The sequence below is a fragment of the Streptomyces sp. NPDC127038 genome (assembly GCF_042725875.1).
GTDB lineage: Bacteria > Actinomycetota > Actinomycetes > Streptomycetales > Streptomycetaceae > Streptomyces.
Genome location: NZ_JBHXDQ010000003.1, coordinates 208,803 through 229,483, shown reverse-complemented (window position 1 = coordinate 229,483; position 20,681 = coordinate 208,803). Strand labels below are relative to the sequence as shown.

Annotated in this window: 16 protein-coding genes; 8 read left to right on the top strand and 8 right to left on the bottom strand. The window is 72.1% G+C overall.

All coding sequences use genetic code 11. The annotated features are described in order from the left end of the window. Positions 1-152 precede the first annotated feature (152 nt). Entirely contained in the window at positions 153-2,756 is a 2,604-nt protein-coding gene (locus ACFWI4_RS03770) for a PA14 domain-containing protein (RefSeq protein WP_387190587.1), read from the bottom strand. A gap of 159 nt (positions 2,757-2,915) precedes the next feature. Here ACFWI4_RS03770 and ACFWI4_RS03765 point away from each other — a divergent pair, with 159 nt between their 5' ends. From ACFWI4_RS03765 to ACFWI4_RS03745, 5 genes are all read left to right on the top strand, one after another. After that, entirely contained in the window at positions 2,916-3,929 is a 1,014-nt protein-coding gene (locus ACFWI4_RS03765; protein ID WP_385394228.1) for a LacI family DNA-binding transcriptional regulator, read from the top strand. Positions 3,930-4,072: 143 nt separating this feature from the next. Further along, positions 4,073-5,173, top strand: a complete 1,101-nt coding sequence (locus tag ACFWI4_RS03760) for an ABC transporter substrate-binding protein (RefSeq protein WP_387190583.1) — start codon at positions 4,073-4,075, stop codon at positions 5,171-5,173. 1 nt (position 5,174) lies between these two features. Further along, the gene (locus ACFWI4_RS03755) at positions 5,175-6,782 is read left to right on the top strand and encodes a sugar ABC transporter ATP-binding protein (RefSeq protein WP_387190580.1); all 1,608 of its coding nucleotides are present in this window, start codon (positions 5,175-5,177) and stop codon (positions 6,780-6,782) included. Beyond that, entirely contained in the window at positions 6,775-7,737 is a 963-nt protein-coding gene (locus tag ACFWI4_RS03750; RefSeq protein ID WP_385394236.1) for an ABC transporter permease, read from the top strand. The genes ACFWI4_RS03755 and ACFWI4_RS03750 overlap by 8 nt, the downstream gene beginning before the upstream one ends. Continuing rightward, positions 7,734-8,756 carry an ABC transporter permease gene (locus tag ACFWI4_RS03745; protein WP_387190576.1) on the top strand — a complete coding sequence of 341 codons (1,023 nt, stop codon included), beginning with the start codon at positions 7,734-7,736 and terminating at the stop codon, positions 8,754-8,756. Before ACFWI4_RS03750 ends, ACFWI4_RS03745 begins: the two co-directional genes overlap by 4 nt. A gap of 187 nt (positions 8,757-8,943) precedes the next feature. Here the strand turns inward: ACFWI4_RS03745 and ACFWI4_RS03740 are convergent, their stop codons facing one another. From ACFWI4_RS03740 to ACFWI4_RS03730, 3 genes are all read right to left on the bottom strand, one after another. Continuing rightward, on the bottom strand, positions 8,944-9,948 hold the full coding sequence (locus ACFWI4_RS03740) for a lamin tail domain-containing protein (protein WP_387190573.1): 1,005 nt from the start codon (positions 9,946-9,948) through the stop codon (positions 8,944-8,946). Between the two features lie 388 nt (positions 9,949-10,336). Further along, complete coding sequence (locus tag ACFWI4_RS03735; protein WP_387190570.1) at positions 10,337-11,419, bottom strand: MerR family transcriptional regulator; 1,083 nt, start codon at positions 11,417-11,419, stop codon at positions 10,337-10,339. 96 nt (positions 11,420-11,515) lie between these two features. Next, positions 11,516-13,579, bottom strand: coding sequence for a serine/threonine-protein kinase (locus ACFWI4_RS03730; RefSeq protein WP_387190567.1), 2,064 nt, complete (start codon positions 13,577-13,579; stop codon positions 11,516-11,518). 882 nt (positions 13,580-14,461) lie between these two features. Between ACFWI4_RS03730 and ACFWI4_RS03725 the strand changes: the two genes are divergently transcribed. Beyond that, positions 14,462-16,690 (top strand): FUSC family protein, encoded by a 2,229-nt coding sequence (locus ACFWI4_RS03725; RefSeq protein WP_387190564.1) that lies wholly within the window; start codon positions 14,462-14,464, stop codon positions 16,688-16,690. Between the two features lie 464 nt (positions 16,691-17,154). On the opposite strand, the gene ACFWI4_RS03720 is transcribed toward ACFWI4_RS03725, so the two are convergent. From ACFWI4_RS03720 to ACFWI4_RS03705, 4 genes are all read right to left on the bottom strand, one after another. Then, a complete protein-coding gene (locus ACFWI4_RS03720; protein WP_387190561.1) occupies positions 17,155-17,709 on the bottom strand; it encodes a TIGR03086 family metal-binding protein in 555 nt (184 codons plus the stop codon). Further along, positions 17,706-18,254 (bottom strand): SRPBCC family protein, encoded by a 549-nt coding sequence (locus ACFWI4_RS03715; RefSeq protein ID WP_387190558.1) that lies wholly within the window; start codon positions 18,252-18,254, stop codon positions 17,706-17,708. The genes ACFWI4_RS03720 and ACFWI4_RS03715 overlap by 4 nt, the downstream gene beginning before the upstream one ends. Continuing rightward, a complete protein-coding gene (locus tag ACFWI4_RS03710; protein WP_385393100.1) occupies positions 18,251-18,613 on the bottom strand; it encodes an ArsR/SmtB family transcription factor in 363 nt (120 codons plus the stop codon). Before ACFWI4_RS03710 ends, ACFWI4_RS03715 begins: the two co-directional genes overlap by 4 nt. A gap of 176 nt (positions 18,614-18,789) precedes the next feature. Further along, positions 18,790-19,314 carry a molybdenum cofactor biosysynthesis protein gene (locus ACFWI4_RS03705; protein ID WP_387190555.1) on the bottom strand — a complete coding sequence of 175 codons (525 nt, stop codon included), beginning with the start codon at positions 19,312-19,314 and terminating at the stop codon, positions 18,790-18,792. Between the two features lie 165 nt (positions 19,315-19,479). Between ACFWI4_RS03705 and ACFWI4_RS03700 the strand changes: the two genes are divergently transcribed. Beyond that, a complete protein-coding gene (locus ACFWI4_RS03700; RefSeq protein WP_387190552.1) occupies positions 19,480-20,058 on the top strand; it encodes a hypothetical protein in 579 nt (192 codons plus the stop codon). A 148-nt stretch (positions 20,059-20,206) separates the two neighbouring features. Next, a complete protein-coding gene (locus ACFWI4_RS03695) occupies positions 20,207-20,653 on the top strand; it encodes an SRPBCC family protein (RefSeq protein ID WP_385393094.1) in 447 nt (148 codons plus the stop codon). The last annotated feature ends 28 nt before the right edge of the window (positions 20,654-20,681 follow it).

The window sequence follows — 20,681 nt, the reverse complement described above, 5'->3', positions numbered from 1 at the left end:
GCCCGACGTGCCGCCGGACGGAGCCGTGAACCGCGTGCCCGGACGCGGTCCGCCGTCCTTCGGGGGAGGGCGGACCGCGCCGACGGCCTGTCAGGGGGCCGTGGTCGGGGGCGGGCGGAACGGCGGGGAGGCGTGTTCCGTGCGCCTCGTCGTCAGGAGCAGCCGGCCGGTGTCGCCTGCGACGCGTCGTGGATCAGCGCGTCGTGGGCGGCCTTCAGCCGGGCCACGTCGGGCTTGACCACCTTGCGGTCGTAGGTGATGAGGCCGTTGAGTTCTCCTTCCACGTCCGAGATCTGGGTGTAGACGGCGCCGTTGCCGCCCTGGCAGGCGAGCTTGTGCACCTCGGCGAGGCGGGCCAGGTAGTCGTCGGTGTACGCCGAGGGGTCGACGTCCACGTACGACTGCTGCACGGACCAGGCGTGTCCGGGCACCGCGAGTCCGAGACCGCCGTACTCGCCGCTGACGAGGGCCCGTTTCCCGTCCGGGTTCGGTGGCAGGGCGGGGCTCGGGTAGCCGTGCTCGTCGATGATGTCGCCGGTGCCGCCGTCGACGCCGAGGTTGATGCCGGACATGGAGTTGATCAGGCGGGTCGGGTCCCAGGCCTTGGCCTGGTCGGCGATCCGGGCCTCGTCGTACTGGCCCCAGCCCTCGTTGAAGGTCACCCACATGACGACCGAGGGGCTGCTGACGTGCTCGTCGATCACCTGCTTCATCTCGCGCTCGTACTCGGCGCGGGACGCGGCGCTGGGGTCGACTCCCGCGGTCATGGCGGGCATGTCCTGCCAGACCATCAGGCCGAGGCGGTCGGCCCAGTAGAACCAGCGGTCGGGTTCGACCTTGATGTGTTTGCGGACGGCGTTGAAGCCCATCTGCTTGTGCATCTTCAGGTCGTAGGCGAGGGCGTCGTCGGTCGGCGCGGTGTAGAGGCCGTCGGGCCAGAAGCCCTGGTCGAGGGTGGCCATCATGAAGACGGGTTTGCCGTTGAGGACGGTGCGCGGGGTTCCGTTCACCTGCTCCACGGCGATGGAGCGCATGCCGAAGTAGCTGCGGACGCGGTCGGCGCCGACGCTCACCTTCAGGTCGTAGAGGAAGGGGTCGTCGGGTGACCACAGGTGCGGGTTCGTGATCCTCAGGACGAGGGGCTGCCCGGTGCGGCCCTTGACGGTGGCGACCTCGCGGTGGCCGGCGTACGCGGTCGCGGTGACCGGCACTCCGTCCCGCACGCCCGTCGGCTCGACGGTCAGCCGGCTGTTCCCGACGTCGGGCGTCAGCTTGAGCGAGTCGACGTGGTCGGCGGCCACGGGCTCCATCCAGACCGTCTGCCAGATGCCGGAGGACGGGGTGTACCAGATGCCGCTGGGGTCGAGGCGCTGCTTGCCGACCGGCGGGTTCTCGCCGCTCTGCGCGTCGGTCGGGTCGTAGACGCCGACGATGAGTTCCTGGGTGCGGCCGGGCTTGAGCGCGGCGGTGATGTCGGCGCTGAACTTGTCGTAGCCGCCCTGGTGTTCGGCGACTTTGGTGCCGTTGACGTAGACCTCGGCCCGCCAGTCGACGGCGCCGAAGTTGAGCTGGAGGTGCTTGCCGGAGCCGACCTTCCAGTCCCGGGGGACGGTGAAGGTGCGCCGGTACCACATGCGGTCCTCGTGCCGTTCGATGCCGGAGAGCTGGGACTCCACCGGGTAGGGCACGCGGATCTTCTCGGCGAGCTTCCTGCCGACCGGCGGCTGTTCACCGGCCTTGGCGGGGGCGAACTGCCAGGAGCCGTTCAGATCGCGCCAGTCGGTGCGGGTGAGCTGGGGCCTGGGGTACTCGGTGCGGGCCTTGCCGGCCTCGACCTGGTCGGCCCACTTGGTCCGCAGCTCGTGGGTGGAGCGGTTGGCGCCGCTGCTCCAGAAGGCGTTGACAACGTTGCCGTTCGTTCCGGAGAGACCGCCCGTGCCGTCGTAGCGCAGGTCGGCGGTGCCTCTGGCCGTACCGGACTTGTTGCCGACCACGGGCTCCTTCAGGCCCACGATCAGGGACTTGGGGTCGGCGGGGTCCAGCTTCGCCGTCGTCAGGGGCCACTTGGCGCCGCCGACGACGGCTTCGACGTGGTCCGTGAATCCCGCCGGGGGCGCGGTGAGCGGCTGGGCGAAGTCCAGGCGCAGGCTGCGGCCGTCGGCCTGGACCGTGGTGGCGATGGCTCCGTCGTACGCGTATCCGTCGGGCAGCCGGAACGCGGACTGCGGGACGGCGGTCTTGGTGCCGCCGGGCGGGGTCCAGCGCAGATGGAGGTTGGATCCGCCGAAGTGCTCGAAGTACTCGACCTTGATGTCGTAGGCCTGTCCTGCCGTCAGGTCGACGGGCTGGGAGGTCTGTTCGCGGTCCCAGTCGTCGACCCAGTGGTCGATCGTCAGGTGGCCGTCGATCCACAGCCGGAAGCCGTTGTCCCCGATGATCGAGAACGTGGTCGGGCCGGTCTTCTCCGGGACGATCCGGCCGGTCCAGCGGACGTTGACGTCGTCCGACTGCCCGGTGGCGAAGGCGAGCCGGGGCTCCAGGTTGTCGAAATCGAGGTTGGTGTCCAGTCCGGTGGCTTTGAGCTCGTGGAAGTCGAAGGCGCCGGGGGCGGACTGGGTGTAGTACTCGCCCTTCAGGCCGTGGACTTCGACGGGGGTGTCGGCGGCCGTGGCGGTCGGGGCCGCGGTGAGCCCCGTCAGTGCGAGTAACGCGGCTACCAGGAGTGTCAGTCGGGGGCGGAGTGTTCTGATGCGCACGGATCCTCCTTGGCTGAGGAAGGGTGGCGGCTCGTTGCTTCAGTCTGTACAACGTTGGAAGTAGCGGGAGTGGGCATCACAGCACGGGTCCCGGTCTCTGTCCAGGGTCATGACAAACGCCCAGGTGGCAGCGGCGCACATCGATGAAGAGGAGATCCCTTGCGGGTCAGCCTGAAGGACGTCGCGGAACACGCCGGCGTCTCGATCAAGACGGTTTCGAACGTCGTGAACAACTATCCGCACGTCACCCCGGCCATGCGGGCCCGGGTCCAGGGGGCCATCGACGAGCTGGGCTACCGGCCGAACCTCACGGCACGCCATCTGCGCAAGGGCCGCACCGGCATCATCGCCCTCGCCGTCCCCGAGCTCGGCAACCCGTACTTCGCGGAGCTGGCGGGGGCGGTCATCGACGCGGCCGCCGAGCACGAGTTCACCGTGCTGCTCGACCACACCCGCGGCGACCGGGAGCAGGAGGTGCTGGTCAGCCAGGGTTTCCGGGCCAATGTCATCGACGGCCTGATCCTCAGCCCGCTGGAGCTCGAGGACGAGGACCTGCGCTCGCGCACCGACGACGTGCCGCTGGTCCTGCTCGGCGAGCGGGAGTACGAACTGCCCTACGACCACATCGCGATCGACAACGTGTCGGCCGCGCGCAGTGCCGTACGCCATCTGCTGAGCCGGGGACGCTCGCGGATCGCCTACCTGGGGGCCCGTACGGATTCGGCCAACCGGCCGGCGCATCTGCGACTGGCGGGCTGGCGCGAGGAGTTGACGGAGGCCGGGGTGCCCGCGCCGGACGAGCTGGTGGTCCCGGTCGGCGGCTGGGACCGCGACGAGGGGGCGCGGGCGATGGCCCGGCTGCTGGACTCCGGGGTCCGTCCGGACGCCGTCTTCGCGTACAACGACCTGGTCGCGATCGGCGCGATGCGGGTACTGCACGAGCGCGGCCTGCGGGTTCCGTGGGACGTGGCGGTGGTGGGCTTCGACGACATCGAGGAGGGGAGATTCGGCGCGGTCACCCTGACCACGATCTCGCCGGACAAGCAGGCCATCGCGCGGATGGCGGTGGCCTCGCTGCTGCGCAGTCTGTCGGGCCGTACGGAGCCCGGAGGACGTGAACTGACCGCCGATTTCCGGCTCATCGAGCGTGAGAGCACGCTGGGCCGGCGCTGACGGGATTTCGGACGGAGGGCTTTACAGGTCTCTTCCAACGATGTAAAAACCTCCCCGGAACGACGAGTACACCGAGTTGACCGCAAGAGCCGATCATCCCCGGGAGCGCTCTCAGCGCCGGGGCCGCGCCGTTTGGGGACTCCATGAAGCCGCTCGCACCACGTCACCGCACCTCCGCCAGAACCCTCCTCGCCACCGGCCTCATCACGAGCCTCGCGCTCGTCTCCGGATGCGCGAAGTCCGAGGACGACTCCGCAGGCAAGGACAAGAGCTCCGCCGGGGCGAGCGACCAGGGCCAGGTCGTCGCCTCACCGTCCACGGGCTCGGGCCCGACCTGCGCCATCGACGCGTACGGCGCGAAGAAGATCGACCTGAAGTCCGCCACCGTCGGCTTCTCGCAGTCCGAGAAGGAGGCCAACCCCTTCCGGATCGCGGAGACCGCGTCGATCAAGGCCGAGGCGGCCAAGGAGGGCGTGAAGCTGCTCACGGCCAACGCGCAGTCGCAGTTCTCCAAGCAGATCAGCGACGTCCAGGACCTCATCGCCAAGGGCGCCGACCTCCTGGTGATCGCGCCGCTCAACTCCGACGGCTGGGAGCCGGTCCTGCGCTCGGCGTCCGCCAAGCACATCCCGATCATCACCATCGACCGCAAGATCAACGCCACCGCCTGCAAGGACTACGTGAGCTTCATCGGCTCCGACTTCATCGAGCAGGGCAAGCGGGCCGCGGACCAGATGATCGAGTCGACCGGCGGCAAGGGCGAGATCGCCGTCCTGCTGGGCGCCGCGGGCAACAACGTGACGACCGAACGCACCAAGGGCTTCGAGGACCGCATCAAGGAGAAGGCTCCCGGCCTCAAGATCGTCTTCAGGCAGACCGGCGACTTCGCCCGGGAGAAGGGCCAGTCGGTCACCGAGAACCTCATCCAGTCCAAGCCCGGCATCACCGGGATCTACGCCGAGAACGACGAGATGGGCCTCGGCGCGGTCAACGCCCTCAAGGGGGCGGGCAAGAAGCCGGGCGAGGTCAAGATCGTGACGATCGACGGCACCCGCAACGCCGTCCAGGGCATCGTCGACGGCTGGATCGACGGCGTCATCGAGTCCAACCCGCGCTTCGGGCCGCTCGCCTTCCAGACCCTGGACGCCTTCACCAAGGGCGACAAGGTCTCCCAGGACATCGTCATCCAGGACAGCTCGTACACCAAGGACAACGCCAAGGCCGACCTGGGCAAGGCCTTCTGACATGTTGTCAGTGACCGGTCTGTCGAAGACCTTCCCCGGCGTGAAGGCGCTGTCCCACGTGGACTTCACCGCCCGCGCCGGGGAGGTGCACGCGCTCATCGGCGAGAACGGCGCGGGCAAGTCCACCCTCATCAAGGTCCTCACCGGCGTCTACCAGCCCGACGAGGGCGAGGTGACGTACGACGGCTCCCCGGTCCGCTTCGCCACCCCGCTCCAGGCGCAGCACGCGGGAATCTCCACGATCTACCAAGAGGTCAACCTGGTCCCGCTGATGAGCGTGGCCCGCAACCTCCTCCTCGGCCGCGAACCCCGCGGCCGGCTCGGCCTGATCGACTTCCGGAGCATGCACCGGCAGGCCGAGGAGGCGCTGCGCGACCTCGGACTCCACGTCGACGTCCGCCGGCCGCTGCGCGAACTGGGCGTCGGCGCCCAGCAGATGGTGGCCCTCGCCCGCGCCGTCTCGGTCGACGCCCGCGCCGTCGTCATGGACGAACCGACCTCCTCGCTCGAACCCCGCGAGGTCCGGACCCTGTTCGGGGTGATCCGGATGCTGCGCGAGCGGGGCATCGCGGTGATCTACGTCAGCCACCGGCTCGACGAGCTGTACGAGATCTGCGACGCGGTCACTGTGCTGCGCGACGGCAAGGTCGTGCACACGGGGCGCATCGCCGAACTCGACCGGCTCAGGCTCGTGGCGCTGATGCTCGGACGGGAGATCGCGGACGTACGGCAGGAGGGCCTGACCAAGTTCGCGGGCGGTCACGGTGTCGATGCCGAACCCGTCCTGGAGGCAACTGATCTGACGGTACGTCATCAGCTGCACGGCGTGTCCGTGTCCGTGCGGCCCGGTGAGGTGGTGGGGCTCGGCGGGCTGCTCGGCTCGGGACGTACCGAGACCGCCAAGGCCATCGCGGGCGCCCTGCCCATCGACTCCGGGACGGTCGTGGTGGCCGGGGCCCGGGTGCGCACCGGTTCGACGCCCGCCGCGATCCGGGCAGGCATCAGCCTGCTCCCCGAGGACCGCAAGGCCGAGGGGATCGTGCCTGGGCTCTCGGTCCGGGAGAACATCGCGCTCGCCGCGCTGCCCGGGCTCTCCCGCTTCGGCCTGGTCGACGAGGCACGCATCGACCGGATCGTCGACACGTTCGTGAAGCGGCTGAGGATCAAGGCCGCGAGCCCGCACCAGAAGGTGGGCGAACTGTCCGGCGGCAACCAGCAGAAGGTGCTGCTGGCCCGCTGGCTCGCCATGCAGCCCAAGGTGCTGCTCCTCGACGAGCCGACCCGGGGCATCGACGTCGGCGCCAAGGCGGAGGTGCAGAAACTGATCGACGAACTGGCCGAGGACGGACTGGGCGTCCTGCTCATCTCCTCCGACCCCGAGGAACTCGTCGAGGGCAGCGACCGGGTGATCGTCCTCAAGGACGGCGCGGTCGTGGAGGAGCTGACCGGCGACGCCGTCACCGAGGACCGGCTGATGCGGGCCATCGCCACCGCACCCGCCGCCGCTGTCACGGCCGGGGCGGCCGTCACGTCCGGGGCCGCTGTCACGGCCGGGGCCGACGGCGCGGGCACGGGCGGGGCCACCGGCCCGGGAGGCCACGATGACTGACCTGACACTCGGCCGGGTGACCGCCGACCGCGACCGACTGCTGGCCCTGCTCCAGGAGTACGGCGTCTATCTGGGCGTCGTGGTCCTCCTGCTGGTGAACACCGTGTTCACCCCGCACTTCCTGTCCACCGAGAACTTCCGCACCCAGGCGGTGCAGGTCGCCCCGGTCCTGATCGTGGCGCTGGGCATGGCGCTGGCGATCGGCAGCGAGGGCGTCGACCTCGCGGTGGGCTCGGTGATGGCCCTGTCCACCTCGCTGCTGTCCCTGTATCTCGGCTACGGGCCCGGGGTCGCGGTCCTCATCGCGCTCGTGGGCGGTGCCGTGGTCGGTGTCGCGAACGGAGCGCTCATCGCGTTCGTCGGCGTCCAGCCGATCGTCGCGACCCTCGCCCTGATGGTCGCCGGGCGCGGGCTGGCCCTGGTGCTCCTCCCCCAGCTCAAGGACGTCCACGACCCGGCAATGGCCGAACTCGGCTCCGGGGACGTCCTGGGAGTGCCCTATGTCGTCCTGATCGCCGCGGCCCTCGCGCTGCTGGTCGGCTTCGTCGTGCGGCGCACGACCTTCGGCCGCAGTCTGCTCGCCATCGGCGACAGCCGCCCGGCGGCCCGGCTCGCCGGACTCCCGGTCCATCGTGTCCTCGTCCTCGTGTACGTCTGCTCGGGCGTCCTCGCGGCCGTCGCGGGCGTGCTCGCCACCGCCCGGCTCACCGCGAGCGACCCCTCCTCGCTCGGCAACCTGATGGAGCTGTCGGCCATCACCGCGGTCGTGGTCGGCGGCACACCGCTGAGCGGCGGCCGGATCCGCATCGGCGGCACGGTCGCCGGCGCCGTCCTCATCCAGCTGCTGACCACCACGCTCATCAAGCACGATCTGCCGCCGTCGTGGACCCAGATCGCCCAGGCCGTGGTGATCGTCCTCGCCGTCTACGCGGCACGGGAACGAGGAAAGCGATGACGACCGACGTGGACATCCCGGTGCACGCCGAGGACACGGCCGAGGGCGAGCCGGCCGGCGCCGGCCGCTCCGAACGGCTCAGCGCCCTCGCTCAGCAGCACGGCGCGCTGGTCACGCTGATCGTGGCGATGACCGCCGCGTCGTTCAGCTTCGACACCTTCCTGACCGGCGACAACCTGGAGAACATGGCGCTCTCCTCGGCGTTCCTCGCCGTGGTCGCGCTCGGCATGACGTTCGTCATCATCACGGGTGGCATCGATCTGTCGGTGGGCTCGCTCTTCGCGCTCGGCGGTGTGCTCGCCGCCTGGGCGTCCCGGTACGGGGCGGTCGCCGCGCTGCTCCTGCCCCTGGCCGTCTGCGGACTGATCGGCCTCGTCAACGGCCTGCTGATCGCCCGGTCCCGGCTCGCTCCGTTCATCGTCACGCTGGCCTCGATGCTGGGCGCCCGGGGCATCCTGCTCTCGGTGACCGACGAGGGTTCCAGGACGTATCTCGTGGGCAAGGGGTCGTTCTTCGGGAAGCTCGGGCAGGGCTCGCTGCTCGGCGTCGGCGTGCCGGTGTGGATCACGGTCGCCCTGTTCGTACTCTGCGCGGTGGTCCTGCGGCGCACCCGGTTCGGACAGTACGTGTACGCGGTCGGCGGGAACGAGGACGCGGCGGCCCTGATGGGCGCCCCCGTGGCCCGTACGAAGATCTCCGTCTACACGCTCTCCGGGCTGTGCGCGGGACTCGCCGGAGCACTCAACGCGGCGTGGCTCGCGTCGGGCGTGACCATCCTCGGCTCGGGCATGGAGCTGGACGCGATCTCCGCGGTCGTCATCGGCGGCACCCTGCTGACCGGCGGGTTCGGCTTCATCAGCGGTTCGCTCGTGGGGGTGCTGCTCCTGAAGGTCATCCAGAACGTCATCAACCAGATCGGCTCCCTGGACTCCGCCTATCAGCAGGTGGTCAGCGGCGCGTTCCTGGCCGTCGTCGTCATCGCGCAGACCTGGCTGGGGCGCAGGCGCCGGGTGCTGTGAGGCGGGGCTCGCGTCCGTGCACGCAGCCAGAGGACCCGCACCTGCCGGTGCGGGTCCTCTGTGGCGTTGCCGCCTGCGGGTTCGTACGTCATCGGGTCCGTGCGGGCCAGGGAGCACAGCCCGTCGCCCTCACGACCGACCGGATGTCACCCGCGTTCACCCCGAGCGGTGTGGTCTCGGTCGCGGTTCAGTGACCGAGGAGGTGGCCAAGTCCCTGGCCGTGCTGGCCCTGCTGACCCTGCTGACCGTGCTGGCCCTGGCCCTGCTGGCCCTGCTGGCCCTGCTGGCCCTGCTGACCCTGCTGACCCTGCTGGCCCTGCTGACCCTGCTGACCCTGCTGGCCCTGCTGACCCTGCTGGCCCTGCTGACCGTGCTGGCCCTGGCCCTGCTGACCCTGACCCTGCTGACCCTGCTGACCCTGCTGGCCCTGCTGGCCCTGCTGACCCTGCTGGCCCTGCTGACCCTGCTGGCCCTGCTGACCCTGCCGGCCCTGCCGGCCCTGGCCGCGGTCGCGGTTGTCGCCGGCGCGGTGGTCGCCGGGGCCACGGTGGTCGTCACGGCCGTGGCCGCGGTCGTCGCCGCGTCCGCGGTCGTCGCCGTGACCGCGGTGGTCACGGTGGTCGTCGCGGCCGGGCCCACGGTGGTCGCGGTGGTCGTCACGCCCGTGGCCGCGGTGGTCGCGGTCGTCACGGCGGTGGTCGCGGCGGTCGTCGCGGCCGTGGTCGCGGTCGTGGTGCCGGCCCCAGGAGACGCTGTCCACGAAGCGGCCGCGCTCGGTGCGCAGGGTGGCGACGTCGGAGTGGTTGTCCCACACCTCGTTGCGGCGGTCCTGGTACAGGTCGCGGCTGGTGTCACGGCCGAAGCCGGTGTGGATGCGGACGGTCGAGCGGGCCGCCAGGCGGTAGTCCTCGAAGGTGTAGCGGTTGCCCTCCCGGTCCGACAGCGTCCAGCCGTCCAGGTTCACACCGTGACGCCCCGAGTTGGTGATTTCCACCCACTCCGCGTTCAGGGAACGAGCGGAGCGGTCGTCAAAACCCGGAGCGTCGGCCTGGACCCGGCTGATCGCGACGTGGCTGCTCTCGAAGCGGGGCTCCGCGGCCGAGGCCGAGACGGAGGCCGATCCGACGAGGGCGCCGGCCGCGATGGCCGCGGCCGCCACGCGGCGGGCAGTGACAGAGGTGGAAAGGGACATGAAAGCTCCTCAAGGTTCGAGAGCCGGCACACCCCGTGCGGGCACCCCTCACGGGGAACCCGCACGGTGCGACCCTGTGCGAGTCCCGGCCCGGTGGCCGAGGAGTCATAACTTGCTGCACATCCCCGCCCAGGACGGGCGACACCAGACCGCTGTTACCAATTACGGACATATCAGTTACAGGCGCCTGTATATGGCCTTTAACTACGGAAAGCTGAAAAGTGATGGACTGCCCTCACCAACTCCCGTACTACGGCAGCATCTAGGCGGAATCAGGCCATCTCTCGCGTCAGCGCACGTCATCCGGGGGTCACCCGAAAGTGAGTAACGCCCCTCCGGTCCGATCAGGGCACGGAGGGGCGTGTCGCGTCCGTCCGGGGGTCTCGGCTCAGTTCTCCAGACGCACCGGCATCAGCAGCGAGAACGTGTGCTCGTCGTCGGGCCGTCGGATCGCGATGGGCGCGGTGGCCACGCCGATCTCCAGGACCAGCCGTTCGCGCGCCCCGGCGTCGAGCGCGTCGAGCAGGTACGCGCGGTTGACCGCGACCTGGTTCTGGTCGCCCCAGCGGTCGTCGCCGAGGGTCACCCCGCCCTCGTCCGTCACCTTGAGCAGGGTCAGGTCGGCGGCCGTCCCGCCCGGCCCGCTCGTATCGCCCTGGACGACGGGCCCGGTCCGCACCGCCTCCCGGAAGGATTCCGTGTGCACCGGGGCCAGACGGCCGTCCGGCGCGTCGACGAGGCGGCGGTGGTCGGGGAAGTCGTGGCCGAGGCACGGCCCGGCCGTCCGCCCTGCACCGCTCTCCAGTGTCACGCGGTCGCCGTCGACGGAGAGGTGGACCGGTTCCTCGCCGCTCAGCAGGGCCCGCATGGAGTCCACGAGCGGGATCGGCACGACCACGCGCGCGGGGGCGCCTGCGTGCCCCGCGGCGGCCGTCCGCGCGACGGCCATGCGGTAGCGGTCCGTGGCCACCACGTCGAGCGTCCCGCCCTCGATGTCGAACAGGACACCGCCGAGCACGGGCAGTTCGGGGTCGCGGCCGACGGCGAAGCGGACCGCGTCCAGCGCACCGGCGAGTTCCGGCGCGGAGAGGGACAGGCGGACGGCGGCGGTACTGGGTGATGTCATGGGTTTCTCCCGGCTGTCGAGGATCGCTCGGAGCGTGGAGAACTCGTCGCGGGCATCGGACAGGCCCGCCTCCAGGCGGCGCAGATGCGCCTGGAACAGTCCGCGTACGAGACCGGTGTCCGCGCCGGACCAGCCGGCGAGCACCAGGCGGATGTCCGCCAACGGCATCGCGGCCCGCCGCAACCGGGCCAGCAGCCTCGCCTCTTCCAGCTGTTCGGCGCCGTACCATCGGTAACCGCTCGCAGGATCCACCCAGGCGGGGACCAGCACACCGCCACGGTCGTAGAACCGCAGGGCGCTGACGCTCAGTCCGCTGTCCCGGGCCATCTCGCCGATGCTGCGCATCTCGCTCTCCACACCCGAGACCCTGGGGCCTCGACCAGGTCGAGGGTCAAGCCCGTCCGGACGGGAGGGCGACCGTCGAAGGGTCGGCCCAGGGGGTCAGACCGGGCAGTCGGCCGTTGTCGCGGCCGTGCCCCAACGGATCATCAGATAGCCGGAGCCCGCCCGCTCCGCCACGGCGTAGCGGGAGTAGGGCCACGCGTCGCCCGCGCCGTCGCGCTGTCCCACCAGCGCGCGGCACGCCTCGCCGGCCGCCATGTCCGCCCAGGCGGCGGCCTGCCGCTGGTTCCAGGTCCCGTAGTCCGACCACACGTACATCGCCGAGTGGCCCGGGTCGAAGCCCATCTTGAGCTCGGCGTTGCCGAGCGCGCGGCCCGTGCCGAGCACCGTGCGCATCGCGTTGGTCCGCTCGATGATCTCCCTGGTCGCGCGCCCGGCGACGTCGATCTCGTCGCCGTCGGTACTGGGGATCATGGCCTGGCCGAGGCCCTGTTCGTCCGGGGTCCAGACCGGTCCGGCGGCGACCGTGCTCAGGCCGGAGCCGTCGGACGGCGCGCAGCGCGCGTCGGTGAGGAAGTCGTCGTCCCAGGTCACCCGTGGGTCGCGGCCCTTCGCCTCCTTGACCATGACGAAGGTGCGGTACGGCAGTTCCGGGTGCAGCCGCAGTACGACCTCGCGCAGCGTCCGGCACATCAGCCCGGCCGCCTCCGTCTCCGCGTACATCGTGCCCGGCTCGTCGGAGGAGAGCCGGTACGAGAGGTACACCTCCCCGCGCGGGGCGTGGAACGTCACGGCTCCCGGGTCGAGGTCGATGCCCTCGCCGAGTTGGCGGACGAGGACGCCCTGGTCGTGCAGGACGGCACGGGCCACGTCGTGCTCGCCCCGGCCCCGGGCCGGCCGCGCCTCGGCCCAGTTCTCGACGCTCGCCGGGTGCTCGTTCGTGGCCCGCTCCGGCTCGGCCGACGTACTCGCTCCCGGGCTCGTGCCCGTACCTGACGGCTGCGGGAAGGGGAAGGCGGCCGGGGAGGAGGCGGGGGCCGAGGAGGCGGAGGCGGACGGAGCGGGCGAGGAAGAGCCGGGAACGGAGGACGCGTTGGAGGTGCCGTGACGGCCGCCCTCCTGTTTGCCGGGCATCAGGGCCACCACTCCGCCCGCCAGGCCGCCGATCACCGCCGCGGCGACGACGACCATGCCCGCCCACGGCCGTCGGCCGCGTCGTGCGGGGCGCGGCCACGCCGGATCGTCAACGGGCGGCATGTCCCACACCGCGGTGATCATGTCCTCCGCCCGGGTGAACAGCGTGTCGGCGCGCATCGCCTGGATGAGCTGCGCCGCCAGGAGTTCGTAGCACTCCTCCGCGGCGTCGGCGGCTGACGGGCGCTCCGCGGGGTCCTTGGCCAGTGCCCTGAGCACGATCTCGCGCAGGGGTGCGGGAACGCCGTCCAGGTCGGGTTCGCCGGAGATCACGCGGACCGCGACCGCGTCGGGCGCGCCGGTGCCGAACGGGGACTTCCCGGTGGCCGCGTACGCCACCAGCGCGCCCCAGGCGAACATGTCGCCCTCGGATCCCGTGGCCCCCGTCCGGTACTGCTCGGGGCTGATCCAGCCGGGAGTGCCGGTCGTCGCTCCGGGGCGGGTGACCCTCGTGTCGTCGTCCGCGTGCGCGATCCCGAAGTCCAGGACGCGGGGGCCGGAGGGCGTGAGGATGACGTTCTGCGGTTTCACGTCGCGGTGCACGACGCCGGCCGCGTGGACGGCGGCCAACGCCTGGGCGGTGGCGGCCGCGAAGGCGTACAGGCTGGGTCCGGTGACCCGTCCGTGGGTGAGGACCTGCTGGTTCAGCGTGGGTCCCGCGACGTACTCGGTGGCGAGCCAGGGGGTCGGGGCGCTCGTGTCGGCGGTGAGGAGGGGGATCAGGTAGGGGCCGGTGACACGGGAGGACATGTCCACTTCGCGCCTGAAACGGGCCCTGAATTCGGGTTCTTGGGCCTGCGAGGGGTGAATGACCTTCACCGCCACACGCGTTCCGTCGGAGGCGACTCCGGCATGGACGGTGCCCATGCCTCCGGCGCCGAGGCGACCGACGATCCGGTACGGACCTATTCGGGAGGGATCGCCGGCGTGAGCCGGCTGGACTCTTCCGGAGGATCCGGATTCGCTCACTGATGGTTCCTTCGTGCGGGGCTGAACGGTTGAGCAGGCGGAGAAGGGCGGAGAAGTGACGGGGGGTCGGGTGCGGTCCGGGTCCGACAGGTTGCCCCGGCGTGCCTTCCGGGTGACTTCCCGACCGGATGTTATGCGCTCGCCCGGCTCCTGGGTAGCGAAACCCCTGATCAGACGGCACACTCTCGGCCGCCGGGTGACGACCCGCTTGCGGACCGTGGCACGGGCCGTGCGGGCGAACGGCCGCCGCGGGACCTCCCTCGGTCCAACTGCCTTGCCGGGTAGGCTCGTTGCCGTCTTTCGCGACGAAGGACGCGGGGCCGCGCGGGGCGGGGGACGGCAGCCCCGACCGGGCGGTCGTACGGGCACCGGATCGGGCCACCGTCGAGCCGCCGTCATCCCTGTCGTCCAGCCGCCTTCGGGCCCGTCGTCCAGCGGCCTTCGAGCCCCGGGCCGAAGCGAGACCGGTCCCGTCGCCCGGGTTCGGGGGCAGACGGAGCCGGGCCGGATCCCGTCGCTCACGACCGGGTCACCGACCGGGCGTGGAACGAACGGTCTCGCGGCTCGGATCGGGGTCAGGGACCGGGCGGGAGCGGATCCCGTCGCTCGATGCCGAATCCCCGGCCGGGCGTGGCACGGTCCCGTGGCTCCGGTCCGGGCCGTCGATCGAACCAGGACGGATCCCGCGACTCGGGTCCGGAACGAGGACGGGGACCGCATCCCGTCGCTCAACGTCGGGCCGCCGGCCGAGCGTGGCAGGGGCCCGGGGCGCGGGCCGGGCGAGGTCGGGTCGAGGCGCTGCCCGTGCCCCCGATGCCGTCCCGTCCGACAATGGGCGTACGGCGGGGACGGCCCCGGGGAGGCGCCGGGGAAGGAACGTCCATGCCGAAGCGGCCCCCCTCCCCCGGTCGCGTACGGGCCGTACGGCAGTCCGCACGCGTCACGGTGGCGTCCGCAGCCGGCTTCTACGGGGCCCTCTACGGCCTGGACCAGCCGGTCGTCGCCGTCTACGCCCTGTTCGCGCCGATCGCGCTCGGCCTCCTCTCCCCGATCCCGGGCGGCGGCCGGGATCGGGCGCGCACGATCCTGTTCGCCCTGCCGGTGGCCGTCGCGCTCACGGCCCTCGGCACCGCCCTCGCCGTGACCACCGCCTCCGCCGTCGCGGGGATGCTGGTGATCGGCTTCGCCATCTCCTTCGCCTCGGCCTACGGACCGGCGGCGGCCGGCGCGGTACCGGGACTGCTGCTCTTCTACGTCCTCGCCTGCTTCCCGCCGTACGCGCCGGACACCCTTCCGCAGCGGCTCGGCGGCCTGCTGACAGGTGTCGCCCTCCTTGTCCTGTGCGAGCTGCTGCTCCTGCCCGCCCCGTCCGTCCCGCCCTACCGCGCGCGGATCGCTTCCGCCCTGGATCTCGCGGCGGCCTCGGCGCTCGCGTTCGCCCAGGGCCACCGGCACGATCCCGAGCGGGCCGGGCGGCTGCGCGCGGAAGGGCTGGCGCTGCGGCTGTCACAGGCGCCACCGGCCTCGCGTCCGACCGGGGCGGGCCGCACCGACCGCGGGCTGGCGCAGGCGGGGGCCGCGACCCGGCGGGTGCTGGACCAGCTGGCCCGGATGACCGAGCGGCCGGACTCCGCGACGGCCGCCGATCCGCCCTCGGAGGCGCTGCTGCGCGGTGTCGCCGCCGGTTGCACCGCGACGGCGGCAGCGCTGCGGGGCGCGCGCGCCGTCCCGGGACCCGAGGCGCTGGAGGAGATGGTCGCCGAGTTCGTGGCCGTGCGCGGGCAGCCGTCCGACGCCGGTCTCGACACGGACGCCAAGGCCTCGCAGCGGCTGCTGGAGTGCCGGTCCGACCTGCTCGTCACGGCGGCCTCGGCCCTGACCGCGCAGGCCGCGGTGGCCGTGGCGATCGGCGGTCGCCGGGACGCGGCGGGGCTGCCGCCGGAGCAGTTCTGGTACGCGGGGCCCTCCGCGCCGCGACTGCTGGCGCTGCGCCTGACCGGCAATCTCACCCTGCGCTCGGTCCTGTTCCAGAACGCCGTACGCACGGCGCTCGGGCTCGGCGCGGCCCGTCTCGTGGCCGGAGCCCTCGAACTCGAACACGGCTTCTGGGTCCTGCTTGCGGTGCTGACACTGGGGCGTACGACGGCGGGAGCGACCTGGTCCACGGTGCGCTCGGCGGCGGTCGGCACGCTGCTCGGGGCGCTGGCGGCCGGAGTGCTGATCCTGGGGGCCGGCGGCACGGTCGAGGTGTACGCCGTCGTGCTGATACCGGCGATGTTCGTGGCGTTCTCCGTGGGGCCGATCGCGGGGCCTGCCTGGGCGCAGGGGCTGTTCACCCTGGTCGTCGCCGCCGCGTTCAGCCAGCTCGCCCCCGCGGACTGGCGGCTGGCGGAGACCCGGCTGCTCGACGTCCTGGCGGGCTGCACGATCGGGCTGGTGTGCGGGGTGCTCGCCTGGCCCGCCGGGGCCCACGCCGAGGTCCGGCGCGGGGTGGCGGAGGTGCTGCGTTCGGCGGCGCCGCTGGTGCGGGTCACCGCGTCCGCCGTCGTGTGCGCGTCCGGGACGTCCGGCGCCTTCGGGACACCCGGCGGTCCCGCCTCCGGGCAGGGCGCGGCGGAGGAGGCGCTCCGGCTCACCCGGCACCGGCTCCGGATCGCCGAGGGCGCGTACGCGCAGTACCGGACGGAGGGCGGCAGGGATCCCGTCGACAGTGGGCCCGACTGGCACCTGGCGCTCAACTGCGCCTCGCACGCGGTGATCGGGTCCCACTGGCTGCCCCGGCAGGCGTACGGTCCCGCGCCGCCCGACGCGGTCAGCTGGGCGCGGGAGTCCGCGGGGCGGCTGGCGACGGCGATGGACCAGGCCGCGGCCTTTCCGCCAGGGGGCGTCCGGGCGGCCCCGATGCCGCTTCCGCACGAGGTCGTCTCCTCCGCCCCCGCCCGCGTGCTGCCCGCGCTGGTCGACATCGACACCTGGCTGCAGACCCTGGCGGCGGAGCTGACGGGGATCGGAGGCAGCGGCCAGGACGGGCCGCCGCCCGCGGTCCGGAGCGACGGATCACGCCCCGCGACCACCGGCGTCCGGGAGGCCCCGGCCCCCGCGGACGGGTGAGGCGCCCCGGGGGGAGCCCCGGAGGGTGATGGTGGAGAAGGGATCCGGGTGCGGCCACCGGCGGGTCCGGCGCCCGCCCGGTAGGGCCGGTGGCCCGGCAGCGAGCCCGACGGTCGGTGAGCCCGGCGGCCGTTGGCCGGTGAGCCGAGCGGCCCGCGACCCGGCGGCCAGTGGCCCCCGACCCAGCGACCAGTGAGCCCGGCAGCCCGTGCCAGCGGCCGGTCACCGGTGAGCGTGCGACCGGTGGCCGGTGAGCCGTGCCCCGGCGGCCCACGGCCCAGCGGCCAGGGGCCAGTGCCCGGCGAGCCCTACGACCAGTGACCTGGCGGCCGGTCACCGGTGAGCCCGGCGACCTGTGACCCGACGGCCGGTGAGCCCGGCAGCCCATAGCCGGTGAGTCCCGGGCCGTCCGTCGGAGTGTCAGCCGGTCAGGACGGGACCCCGTCCGTGTCCGAAACGCCGCCTCACGGGTGGCGGCCGATGAAGGCGAGCAGGCGGGTCTGTACGTCCGCGGTGTCCGGGACCTCGACGCGCGGGCCGTACTGCCCGCTCGCGCGCAGCACCTCGTCCAGCGGCAGCATGCCTTCCAGCATCCGCCCGCATCGGTCGGGGTCGAGGCGCTCGTCCTGGCCGCTGGCCCGTGCGAGGTCCCAGGTGTGCATGAAGACGTCGGCGGTGTAGAAGCGGTCGACCGCCTGGTCCAGCGGGACCTCGCCGATGTGCGGGTTGGACAGGGTCCTGTGCGACGTGCCCGGATCGTCGAGGAGGCTCTGGACACCGTCGCTGTGCACCGTCCAGGCCTTCACCGGGTCCTCGTCCACCGAGGGCCCCTGCGGCAGGTCGACCCCGGCGCCCGCCTTCAGGAAGCCGGGGAACCACTCGACCAGGTGCCGCACCACGTCGCGGGCGACCCAGCCTTCGACCGGCGCGGGGTGGTCCCAGGCCTCGGGGCGGACTCCGCGCACCCGTTCAGTGAAGAGCCCGGCGACGGTCCGGTGCTCGTCGGCTGCGTTCGTCATGATGTCAGGCCTTCCGTCTCGGTCCGTGAACGTGATCCGGGATTTCCGCTCGGGCCTTCGCCGAGCAGTTCGTCGAGGCGCTCATGGCCCTCGCGCACCCCGCGCTGCATACCGCTTCTGATCATCGAGTCGCGTGCCTCGATGGACGCCATGAGGGACGTGGTGGTGACCCGGGTCCGGCCGCCCAGGTCCTCGAACAGGGTGGTCTCCAGACTGACGCCGTCCGGGAAGCCGTCGTACGCGAAGGTCTGCACGATGCGCTCGTCGCGCCGCACCTCGTGGAACACCCCGCGGAAGCCGTACTCCGTCCCGTCGTCCTCGCTGTGCGTATAGCGGTACGAGCCACCGGTGCGGGCCTCGTACACGTCGATCCGCATCTTCAGCCGGCGCGGGCCGAGCCATCGCACGACCAGGTCCGGATCGGTGTAGGCCCGGAACACATGGGCCACGGGGGCGTCGAACTCCCGGCTGATGAGGATGGTGGGCAGTGCCGGGTCGGCCTCGATCCGTGTCTCGCGCCGGCCGCCCGTGTCCGTGGTGCTCACGATGCCGCCTCCTTCTCCGAGGTGCCGTCCCCCTGCTCGTCCCCGAGCTGCCCGAGGACGGCGTCGAGCCTGCGGAAGCGGTCCTCCGCCTCGCGGCGGTAGCGCTCGATCCATCGCGTCATCAGGTCGAACACCTCACCCTCCAGATGGCAGGGCCGGCGCTGGGCGTCCCTGCTGCGGCTGACCAGACCGGCGTCCTCCAGCACCCTGATGTGCTTGGACACCGCCTGCACGGTCACCTCGTAGGGCTCCGCCAGTTCGCCGACGGTGGCGTCCCCCGAGGCCAGCCGGGCCACGATGTCGCGCCGCGTCGGGTCGGCCAGGGCCGAGAACACCCGGGACAGCCGGTCGTCGGACACCTCTCACCTCACGTATTCAACCAGTCGGTTGAATAACCGTACGACCGGTTCGCGCCGTAGTCAACCAACTGGTTGAACACGGCGGGTCGCAGCCGCCGCGCACGACCACCCGGACGCCACCTGGACGCCCTTCGGACACCACCCGGACGGAACACCCTGGGTCAGCTCCCGGCGGGTCAGCGCCCGGTGAGCCGGTTCCCGGGCGGCGCGGGTTCCACGACCTCGAACCGCGCGGGTCCGACCGTGAGCGTGCCGTCGGTCAGCGGGCGGCAGCGGACTCCCCCGCCGTCGCGCAGCGCCCGTCGCGCGCCGGGGCCGAGCGTGGTGTCCATCCACGCGCAGGGCCTGGCCGCGCTGCGTACGGCGAGCACCACGGGGCCGGTGCCGCTGTCCAGGGAGACGGTCGCGCCGACGAAGGAGTCGATGTCCACGCCCCGCAGCAGCACGTTGCGCCGGGTCGGGCGGAGGTCCGGGAGCGTTTCCGGTCCGAACGGGAAGCGCTCGGCGGCCATGACGGTGACCGACGCGTTGCGATGGGCCGGATGGTTGAAGTAGCGGTCCCCGACGATCCCGAGTCCGGCGCGCACCCGGGCGGTGGTCACCATGTCCGCGTCGGGCAGCGGGGGCGCCCCGTCGCCCGGGCGGCCCTCGAAGCGGTGCACGGGCGAGACCAGCAGCTGAAGGATCTCCACACGCCCCATCCCGTCGAGCCTAGGGCCATCGGTCCCGTCGGGCCCGGGCGACACCCGCGTGCCCGCCCGGGCCGGGCCCCGAAGGGGGCGTGTGCCGGGCATCCCGCTGACACGGGGAGGCTCCGCGTGACAGGGTCGGCGGTGATCGAAGACAACAGCGGCAAAGGGGCTTCCGTGGACACGAACACGTGGGACACGCTGGTCGGCTCGATGAAGAGCGCCTACGTCAAGGGAGTGGGCGAGGGCGCGGTGCCGCGGCCGGTCATCATGCCGCTCGTGCGCGGTGAGCTGGTCGGTCTGGTCTGGGTCCGTCCGACGAAGCCCGGGGCCGACGCGCTCACCGGCATCGCCGCGCTGTCGAACATCGCCGCGGCGGCCGGCGCGGACGAGGTCGTCCTGGCCTGGGAGACGCGGGAGGTCGCCACCGCCTGCGAGCTGCCCGCCACCGGCCCCTCCCCCTGCCTGAACATGGTCCGCGCCACCCCGGACGGCCATGTGCTGCACCAGTTCCCGTACGACGATGAGGCCCCGTCCGAGGGCTCCGAGGACCCGGTCGGCTCCCCCGCCGCCCTCGTGTGGAAGCAGCCCCTCGCGCCGCGTCCGGACGGCGAACTCCCGCCGCCGGTCAAGGCCGCCGTCGACTACGCCTTCACCCCGATGGAGCTGGACCATCCCAACCCCTTCGGTGTCACCGTCGTCCTGATGGAGGAGGACGGCTACACCGTGCGCCTGGCCGAAGGATTCGACCACTGAAGGAGCCCGCGCGGCCGGTCGACGGATCCGACCATTGAAGATTCCCGCGCGACGCGCCCGCCCGGCCACAGACCCCTAGGCTGAACGGGCGCGGGCCGGTCCCGTGTGCCCTCAGCGGGCGGTCAGTGATCGCAGCACAGGAGGAAACGTGTCCGGTCAGTTCGAGGCGACAACCGAGATCAACCGCCCGGTCGAGGAGGTCTTCGCCTTCCTCGCCGCCGGGACGAACGATCCCAAGTTCAGCCCCAGGGTGCAGGCCATCGCCAAGACCCCGGAGGGCCCGACGGCCGTGGGAACGGTGTTCACCAGCACGGTCAAGGACGCCGGCATGAAGACGGGCCGGAAGTTCCGGATCACCGAGTTCGAGCCGTCCCGGCGGATCCGCTGGGCCGAGGTCTCGAAGAACGTCGTGATGGCGAAGGAGGGCGGCTACGACCTGGAGTCCACCGGCCCCGGAACGACCCGCGTGAGGATCTTCAACGTCCTGGAGGGCCACGGCATCGGCAAGCTGCTGGTGGGATTCGCGCTGAGTGCGGCCCGTAAGGACGCGAACGCCTTCGGCCAGCGGATCAAGGCGGCCGTCGAGGCGTCCTGAGGGCACCACGGGCACGACGTGACCGCGG